Raw genomic sequence first — 8,660 nt, 5'->3', positions numbered from 1 at the left:
CTGGTCACGCAGCCACTCGGCGGTGCCGGTGCCCGGGTCCAGCGCGGCTTGCTGCAAGGCTTCGAGCGACGCCAGGCGGCCGTTGAGCCGCTGCAAATCGCCCTGGGCCTGCTGCTGGGCCTGGGTCGCCTGTTGCAGTTGCTGGCGCAATTGCTCCAGGCGCTCCACTTGTTGTTCTTCGCTGGCTTCCAGCTCTTCCAGGGTCATTTCGCTTTCGGCGAGCTGCTCGCTCAGCTCCATGATCGCCGCGTCTTCCGGGTCGGCGGCGAGCAACACGCGCTCTTCCTGCAGACGGCGCTGGCGCTCGGCCAGGCGCTCCATGCTGGTTTCCAGCTGCTGGATGCGCGACTGCTGCACCTCAGCCTGGCGACGCGGCTCGGCGGACTTGAGGTTGAAGGCGTCCCACTGCTCCTGCCAGCCGTGCATGGTGGTTTCGGATTCTTCCAGGGCGGCGGCGGCTTCTTCGGCGGCGGCGCTGGTGATTTCCTGCTCGGGGGTGAGCATGTCCAGCTCTTCGCCGAGGGTCAGCAGCAAGGTGCGGTCGTGGCCCAGGTGCGATTCGGTTTCCAGGCGCGCGCGTTCGGCCTCCTTCAGGTCATCCTGCAACTGGCGCAAACGCTGCTGGCCGTGCTGGATGCTCTGCTCGACCCGGGCGATATCGCCGCCCACCGAATAGAAACGCCCCTGCACCAGATTGAAGCGCTCTGACAGGTCATGGTGCCCGTCGCGCAGGCGCTCGATGCTGGCATCGGCATTGCGCTGTTCGGCCACCAAGGCTTCGAAGCTGATTTCCTGGGTGCCGATGATCGCTTCGCGCTGGCCGACCTGATCGTTCAGCGCCTGCCAGCGCAGGGCCGAGAGCTGTGCCTTGAGCTGGCGTTCTTCGCCCTTGTATTCCTGATACTTCTCGGCAGCCTGGGCCTGGCGGTGCAGGCGTTCGAGCTGGCGCTCCAGTTCTTCACGCAGGTCGGTCAGGCGCGCCAGGTTCTCGTGGGTACGGCGGATACGGTTTTCGGTCTCGCGCCGGCGTTCCTTGTACTTGGAGATGCCGGCCGCTTCTTCGATAAAGTTACGCAGGTCTTCGGGCTTGGCCTCGATCAGCTTGGAGATCATGCCCTGTTCGATGATCGAGTAGCTGCGCGGGCCCAGGCCGGTGCCGAGGAAGATGTCGGTAATGTCGCGGCGACGGCATTTGGTGCCGTTGAGGAAGTAGCTGTTCTGGCTGTCGCGCGTGACCTTGCGGCGAATCGAAATTTCCGCGTAGGCCGCGTATTCGCCGATCAGGGTGCCGTCGGAGTTATCGAACACCAGCTCGATGCTGGCCTGGCTCACCGGCTTGCGGCTGGTGGAGCCGTTGAAGATGACGTCGGTCATCGACTCGCCGCGCAGGTTTTTTGCCGAGCTCTCGCCCATCACCCAACGGACGGCGTCGATGATGTTCGACTTGCCGCAACCGTTGGGCCCGACCACCGCCGCCATATTACTGGGGAAGTTCACCGTGGTCGGGTCGACGAAGGATTTGAACCCCGCCAGTTTGATGCACTTGAGCCGCACGTTTAGGCGTCCGCCAACGCAGCGATCACCAACGAGCAGCTGCGCTGGCCATAGGCCGAGAGCACCTGGCGGATCTGCGCCAGGTCACGCGCCATCACGGCGGCAAGCAGTTGCTCGAACAGCGCCAGGTACTCGCTCATCGACGCCTTGCGTTGATCCAGCGCCAGGTAATAGGCACGGTTCATCGCCGGCTGCAGGTTTTCGACGGTTTCCTGCAAGTACGGGTTATTGGCGAAGGGGTAGGCGGCGCGCATCACGTTGAAGCTTTCTTCGACGAAGGCGCGGATGTCCTGGCGCTCGAAGCTGGTGACCAGACGCTGCTGGATCTGCAGGAACGGCGCCATATCGGCCTGGGCCTGCCAGCCCTCGGCCACCGCGTTGCCGAGCAAAATGTACAACTCGCCCATCAACGTGCACAGGCTCTGCACCTTGTGCGCGGTCAGCTCGGTGACATGGGCGCCACGGCGCGGCAGGATCGCGATCAGGTGGCGGCGTTCAAGAATCAGCAAGGCTTCACGCACGGAACCACGGCTGACATTCAGCGCCAGCGTGACCTTCTGTTCCTGGATCCGCTCCCCAGGCTTGAGATCGCCGCGAATGATACGTTCGGCGAGGTGGTGAGCGATTTGCTCGGCGAGACTGTCCGGCGCCTTGAACGTCATGTTTTCCCTTCAAAATCTTCTATCGGTACAAGCGCGGCAGTGTAGCGCATTGGCCCGCTGATGGCGCTACGCCCACGGCGGCGAATTTGGCATGAAATAAGCAAAGATGAAAAGCCAGACACCCCCAAATACGCCGGTTTCAGAAGACTGGACCATAATTGAACGTGTTGCGACCGGATTTTCTTGACCTGCTGGTCAGAAAATCATTGACCGAAAAGTCAGACATGACTAGATTCGGCGCAAAGCGGTTAACAACAATAATGAGTCTGCGAGGCCTTCCGTGATCCAGTTTTTACTCAACCAGGAACTCCGTAGCGAGCACGCCCTGGACCCCAACCTGACCGTGCTCAACTATTTGCGCGAGCACCTGGGCAAATCCGGTACCAAGGAAGGCTGCGCCAGCGGCGACTGCGGTGCGTGCACCGTGGTGGTCGGCGAGCTGCACAGCGACGAAAGCGGCGCCGAGCAGATCCGCTATCGCAGCCTCAACTCGTGCCTGACCTTTGTCTCGTCGTTGCACGGCAAACAACTGATCAGCGTCGAAGACCTCAAGCACCAGGGCCAACTGCACAGCGTGCAACAGGCCATGGTCGAGTGCCACGGCTCGCAATGCGGCTTTTGCACCCCCGGTTTTGTGATGTCGTTGTTTGCCCTGCAAAAGAACAGCGACGCCCCCGACAGCCAGAAAGCCCATGAAGCCCTGGCCGGCAACCTGTGCCGCTGCACCGGTTATCGCCCGATTCTGGCCGCCGCCGAACAGGCCTGCTGCAACAAGCCCCAGGACCAGTTCGACAGCCGCCAGGCCGAGACCATTGCGCGCCTCAAAGCCATTGCGCCGACGCAAACCGGTGAACTCAACAGCGGCGACAAACGCTGCCTGGTGCCGCTGACCGTCGCCGACCTGGCCGACCTCTACGACGCCTACCCGCAAGCCCGCCTGTTAGCCGGCGGCACCGACCTGGCGCTGGAGGTCACGCAGTTCCATCGCACCCTGCCGGTGATGATCTACGTCGGCAACATCGAAGAAATGAAGCGCATCGACGACTTCGACGACCGCCTGGAAATCGGCGCCGCCACCGCCCTCTCCGACTGCTACACCGCGCTGCACCATGAATACCCGGACTTCGGCGCGCTGCTGCACCGCTTCGCCTCGCTGCAAATCCGCAACCAGGGCACCCTCGGCGGCAACATTGGCAACGCCTCGCCGATCGGTGACTCGCCGCCACTGCTGATCGCCCTCGGCGCGCAGATTGTGCTGTGCAAGGGCGAGACACGCCGCACCCTGGCGCTCGAAGACTATTTCATCGACTACCGCGTCACCGCCCGCCAGGACAGCGAGTTCATCGAGAAAATCATCGTGCCCAAGGGCCACGCGCTGTTCCGTGCGTATAAGGTTTCCAAGCGCCTGGACGATGATATTTCCGCGGTGTGCGCCGCCTTCAACCTGAAGATCGACAACGGTATGATCAGCGAGGCACGCGTGGCGTTCGGTGGCATGGCCGCCACCCCGAAACGCGCCAAAAGCTGCGAGGCCGTACTGGTCGGCGCCACCTGGAACTCCGCCACGGTAGAGAAAGCCTGCGCCGCCCTGTCCGAGGACTTCACCCCGCTGTCGGACTTCCGCGCCAGCAAGGAATACCGCCTGCTCAGCGCGCAAAACCTGCTGCGCAAATACTTCATCGAACTGCAAACGCCGCACATCGAGACTCGGGTGACCGCTTATGTCTAACCATCACGCCGTGGTTAAAACCCAGGCCGAACTTGCCGGGCTGTTCGCCCAGGACCTGACCTCCGGGGTCGGGCGCAGCGTCAAGCATGACAGTGCCGCCAAGCACGTCAGCGGCGAGGCGCAGTACATCGATGACCGCCTGGAATTCCCCAACCAGTTGCACCTGTATGCGCGCATGTCCGACCGCGCCCATGCGCGCATCCTCAGCATCGACACCGCGCCCTGTTACGCCTTTGAAGGCGTGCGCATCGCCATCACCCACGAAGACGTGCCGGGCCTGAAGGACATCGGCCCGTTGATGCCCGGTGACCCGCTGCTGGCCATCGACACCGTGCAGTTTGTCGGCCAGGTGGTGCTCGCCGTCGCCGCCCGCGACCTCGAAACCGCACGCAAGGCCGCCATGGCCGCAGTGATCGAATACGAAGACCTGGAACCGGTGCTGGATGTGGTCGAGGCGTTTCGTAAAAAACACTTCGTGCTCGACAGCCACACCCACCAGCGTGGTGACTCGGCGGGTGCGCTGGCCACGGCAAAAAACCGTCTCCAGGGCACGCTGCATATCGGCGGCCAGGAGCACTTCTACCTGGAAACCCAGATCTCCTCGGTGATGCCCACCGAAGACGGCGGCATGATCGTCTACTGCTCCACGCAGAACCCTACCGAAGTGCAGAAGCTGGTGGCCGAAGTGCTCGACGTGTCGATGAACAAAATCGTGGTCGACATGCGCCGCATGGGCGGCGGTTTTGGCGGCAAGGAAACCCAGGCCGCGAGCCCCGCCTGCCTCTGCGCGGTGGTCGCGCGCCTCACCGGGCAGCCGACCAAGATGCGCCTGCCGCGCGTCGAAGACATGCTGATGACCGGCAAGCGCCACCCGTTCTATATCGAATACGACGTGGGCTTCGACGACAGCGGCCGCCTGCACGGGATCAACCTGGAGCTGGCAGGTAACTGCGGTTGTTCGCCGGACCTGTCGAACTCGATTGTCGACCGTGCGATGTTCCACGCCGACAACTCGTATTACCTGGGCGACGCCACGGTCAACGGCCATCGCTGCAAGACCAACACCGCGTCCAACACCGCCTATCGCGGTTTCGGCGGCCCGCAAGGGATGGTCGCCATCGAGGAAGTGATGGACGCCATCGCCCGTCACCTGGCGCTGGACCCGCTGGCCGTGCGCAAGGCCAATTACTACGGCAAGACCGAGCGCAACGTCACCCATTACTACCAGACCGTCGAGCACAACATGCTCGAGGAAATGACCGCCGAGCTTGAGGCCAGCAGCCAATACGCCGAGCGCCGCGAAGCGATTCGCCTGTACAACGCCCACAGCCCGATCCTGAAAAAAGGCCTGGCGCTGACCCCGGTGAAGTTCGGGATTTCGTTCACCGCCAGCTTCCTCAATCAGGCCGGCGCGCTGATCCATATCTACACCGACGGCAGCATCCACCTGAATCACGGCGGCACCGAGATGGGCCAGGGTTTGAACACCAAGGTCGCGCAAGTGGTGGCCGAAGTATTCCAGGTAGACATCGACCGCGTGCAGATCACCGCGACCAACACCGACAAGGTGCCGAACACCTCGCCAACCGCCGCCTCCAGCGGTGCCGACCTGAATGGCAAGGCCGCGCAGAACGCCGCCGAAACCATCAAGCAACGCCTGGTGGAATTTGCCGCGCGCAAGTACGACGTGAGCGAAGCCGACGTGGAATTCCACAACGGCCATGTGCGCGTGCGTGACCAGATCCTGACCTTCGAGGCGCTGATCCAGCAGGCGTATTTCGCCCAGGTTTCGCTGTCGAGCACCGGGTTCTACAAGACCCCGAAAATCTTCTACGACCGCAGCCTATCGCGTGGTCGGCCGTTCTACTACTTCGCGTTCGGCGCGGCCTGCTGTGAAGTGATCGTCGACACCCTGACCGGCGAGTACAAGATGCTGCGCACCGACATCCTCCACGACGTGGGCGCCTCGCTGAACCCGGCCATCGACATCGGCCAGGTCGAAGGCGGCTTTATCCAGGGCATGGGCTGGTTGACCATGGAAGAGTTGGTGTGGAACAACAAGGGCAAGCTGATGACCAACGGCCCGGCCAGCTACAAGATTCCGGCGGTGGCGGACATGCCACTCGACCTGCGCGTGAAGCTGGTGGAAAACCGCAAGAACCCGGAAGACACGGTGTTCCATTCCAAAGCCGTCGGCGAGCCGCCGTTCATGCTCGGGATTGCTTCGTGGTGTGCGATCAAGGATGCGGTGGCGAGTTTGGGTGACTATCGCCATCAGCCGAAGATTGATGCGCCGGCGACGCCGGAACGGGTGTTGTGGGGGTGTGAGCAGATGCGGCAGTTGACCGCTGCTGTTGCAGTGCAGACCGAAACTGAGTTGGCTTCGCTTTAGACCGAGGCGCTGCCATCGGGGGCAAGCCCCCTCCCACATTTGAAGGTATTCACTAATCAAAATGTGGGAGGGACTTGCCCCCGATAGCGGCCTCACAGACACCACAAGAGGTGACTATGAACAACTGGATCAGCGCCCTCGCCGACCTGCAGAACCGGGGCGAACCCTGCGTGCTGGTAACCATCATCGAAGAACTCGGCTCGACGCCGCGCAATGCCGGTTCGAAGATGGTCATCAGCGCCGCGCAGACCTTCGACACCATCGGCGGTGGGCACCTGGAATACAAGGCGATGCAGATCGCCCGGGACATGCTTGTGCGCGGCCAGCAGAACACCCATCTGGAGCGCTTCAGCCTGGGCGCGAGCCTGGGTCAGTGCTGCGGCGGCGTGACCGTGCTGCTGTTCGAACCGATGGGCCAGGTGCAGGCGCAGATTGCGGTGTTCGGCGCCGGCCATGTCGGCCGCGCGCTGGTGCCGTTGCTGGCGAGCCTGCCGTGCCGGGTGCGCTGGATCGACTCGCGTGACCAGGAATTTCCGGAACATATCCCCCAGGGCGTGCGTAAAATTGTCAGCGAAGAACCGGTCGACGAAATAGCCGACTTGCCGGTGGGCAGCTACTGCATCGTCATGACCCACAATCACGCGCTGGACCTGGAACTGACCGCCGCCCTGCTCAAGCGCGATGACTTCACCTACTTCGGCCTGATCGGCTCGAAGACCAAACGGGTCAAGTTCGAACACCGCCTGCGTGATCGCGGCTTCGACACCGCCCAGCTGCAACGCATGCGCTGCCCCATGGGCCTCACCGAGGTGAAGGGCAAATTGCCGGTGGAGATCGCGATCTCCATCGCCGGCGAAATCATCGCCACCTATAACGCGAATTTCGGCCAGCACACCGCGAGCGCCGAACCCATTGCCAAACTGCTGCCGGCGTCACGCCGTAGCCAAGCTATCTAATATTGAGATCACCATGCCTTTGACTCGCAAAGCCTACCGTGCCGCCATCCTGCACAGCATCGCCGACCCTGCTGAAGTGGGGATTGAAGCCTCCTATGAGTATTTCGAAGACGGCCTGCTGGTCATCGATAACGGCCAGATCAGCGCGGTTGGCCACGCCAGCGATTTGCTGCCGACCCTGCCCGCCGATATCGAGGTCACCCATTACCAGGACGCGTTGATCACGCCGGGGCTGATCGACACGCATATCCACCTGCCGCAAACCGGCATGGTCGGCGCGTATGGCGAGCAGTTGCTGGATTGGCTCAACACCTACACTTTCCCGTGCGAAAGCCAGTTCGCCGACAAGGCTCACGCCGAAGAAGTCGCCGATATTTTCATCAAGGAATTGCTGCGCAACGGCACCACCACCGCGCTGGTGTTCGGCAGCGTGCATCCGCAGTCGGTGAACGCCTTTTTTGAAGCGGCCGAGAAACTCGACCTGCGCATGATCGCTGGCAAGGTGATGATGGACCGCAACGCGCCGGACTACCTGACCGACACCGCCGAATCCAGCTACCAGCAAAGCAAGGCGCTGATCGAGCGCTGGCACGGCAAGGGCCGCCTGCACTATGCGGTCACGCCGCGCTTCGCGCCGACCAGCACCCCGGAACAGTTAACCCTGGCCGGGCAACTGCTGGGCGAATACCCGGACCTGTATATGCAGACTCACATCAGTGAGAACAAGCAGGAAGTCGAGTGGGTAAAAGCGCTGTTTCCGGAGCGTAATGGCTACCTGGATGTGTACGACCACTACCAACTGCTGGGCGAACGCTCGGTGTTTGCCCACGGCGTGCACCTGTGTGATGAGGAGTGCGCACGCTTGGCGCAGACCGGCTCGGCCGTGGCGTTCTGCCCGACGTCGAACCTGTTCCTTGGCAGTGGTCTGTTCAACCTGCCAATGGCCGAGAAGCATAAATTGAATGTGGGCTTGGGTACCGACGTGGGCGGCGGCACCAGCTTCTCGCTGCTGCAAACCCTGAACGAAGCCTACAAAGTCATGCAATTGCAGGGCGCGCGGTTGAGCCCGTTCAAGTCGCTGTACCTGGCGACCTTGGGCGGCGCGCGGGCACTGCGCCTGGAAGACAAGGTGGGTACGTTGCAGCCAGGCACCGATGCGGACTTTCTGGTGCTGGATTACAACGCCACGCCGCTGCTGAGCTATCGCCTGAAGCAGGCGAATAACATTGCCGAGACGTTGTTTGTGTTGATGACCCTGGGGGATGACCGGACGGTTCTGCAGACCTACGCAGCCGGCAATCTCGTGCACCAACGCTGATCTAACAAACGCCACAAAACAAATGTGGGAGCGGGCTTGCTCGCGAATG

Annotated in this window: 6 protein-coding genes; 4 read left to right on the top strand and 2 right to left on the bottom strand. The window is 62.3% G+C overall.

Features of this window, described 5'->3' with window-relative positions; genetic code table 11:
* The coding region (smc, locus tag WBR57_RS11555) for a chromosome segregation protein SMC (RefSeq protein WP_424083945.1) at window positions 1-1,554 on the bottom strand (1,554 nt) is incomplete at its 3' end.
* Window positions 1,555-1,556: 2 nt separating this feature from the next.
* Window positions 1,557-2,216, bottom strand: a complete 660-nt coding sequence (locus WBR57_RS11550) for a GntR family transcriptional regulator (protein WP_424083944.1) — start codon at window positions 2,214-2,216, stop codon at window positions 1,557-1,559.
* A 280-nt stretch (window positions 2,217-2,496) separates the two neighbouring features.
* On the opposite strand from WBR57_RS11550, the gene xdhA reads away from it, so the two are divergent.
* The 4 genes from xdhA (at window position 2,497) to guaD (ending at window position 8,611) form a co-directional block, all read left to right on the top strand.
* A complete protein-coding gene (gene xdhA / locus WBR57_RS11545) occupies window positions 2,497-3,945 on the top strand; it encodes a xanthine dehydrogenase small subunit (RefSeq protein ID WP_424083943.1) in 1,449 nt (482 codons plus the stop codon).
* Window positions 3,938-6,337: a xanthine dehydrogenase molybdopterin binding subunit gene (gene xdhB / locus WBR57_RS11540; protein WP_424083942.1), complete on the top strand. Its 2,400-nt coding sequence runs from the start codon at window positions 3,938-3,940 to the stop codon at window positions 6,335-6,337. Before xdhA ends, xdhB begins: the two co-directional genes overlap by 8 nt.
* Before the next feature lie 116 nt (window positions 6,338-6,453).
* The gene (gene xdhC, locus WBR57_RS11535; RefSeq protein ID WP_424083941.1) at window positions 6,454-7,293 is read left to right on the top strand and encodes a xanthine dehydrogenase accessory protein XdhC; all 840 of its coding nucleotides are present in this window, start codon (window positions 6,454-6,456) and stop codon (window positions 7,291-7,293) included.
* A 13-nt stretch (window positions 7,294-7,306) separates the two neighbouring features.
* Entirely contained in the window at window positions 7,307-8,611 is a 1,305-nt protein-coding gene (gene guaD / locus WBR57_RS11530; RefSeq protein ID WP_424083940.1) for a guanine deaminase, read from the top strand.
* The last annotated feature ends 49 nt before the right edge of the window (window positions 8,612-8,660 follow it).

It is taken from the genome of Pseudomonas sp. (assembly GCF_049590575.1).
Classification (GTDB): domain Bacteria; phylum Pseudomonadota; class Gammaproteobacteria; order Pseudomonadales; family Pseudomonadaceae; genus Aquipseudomonas.
This window is presented reverse-complemented; position numbering and strand designations above follow the sequence as displayed.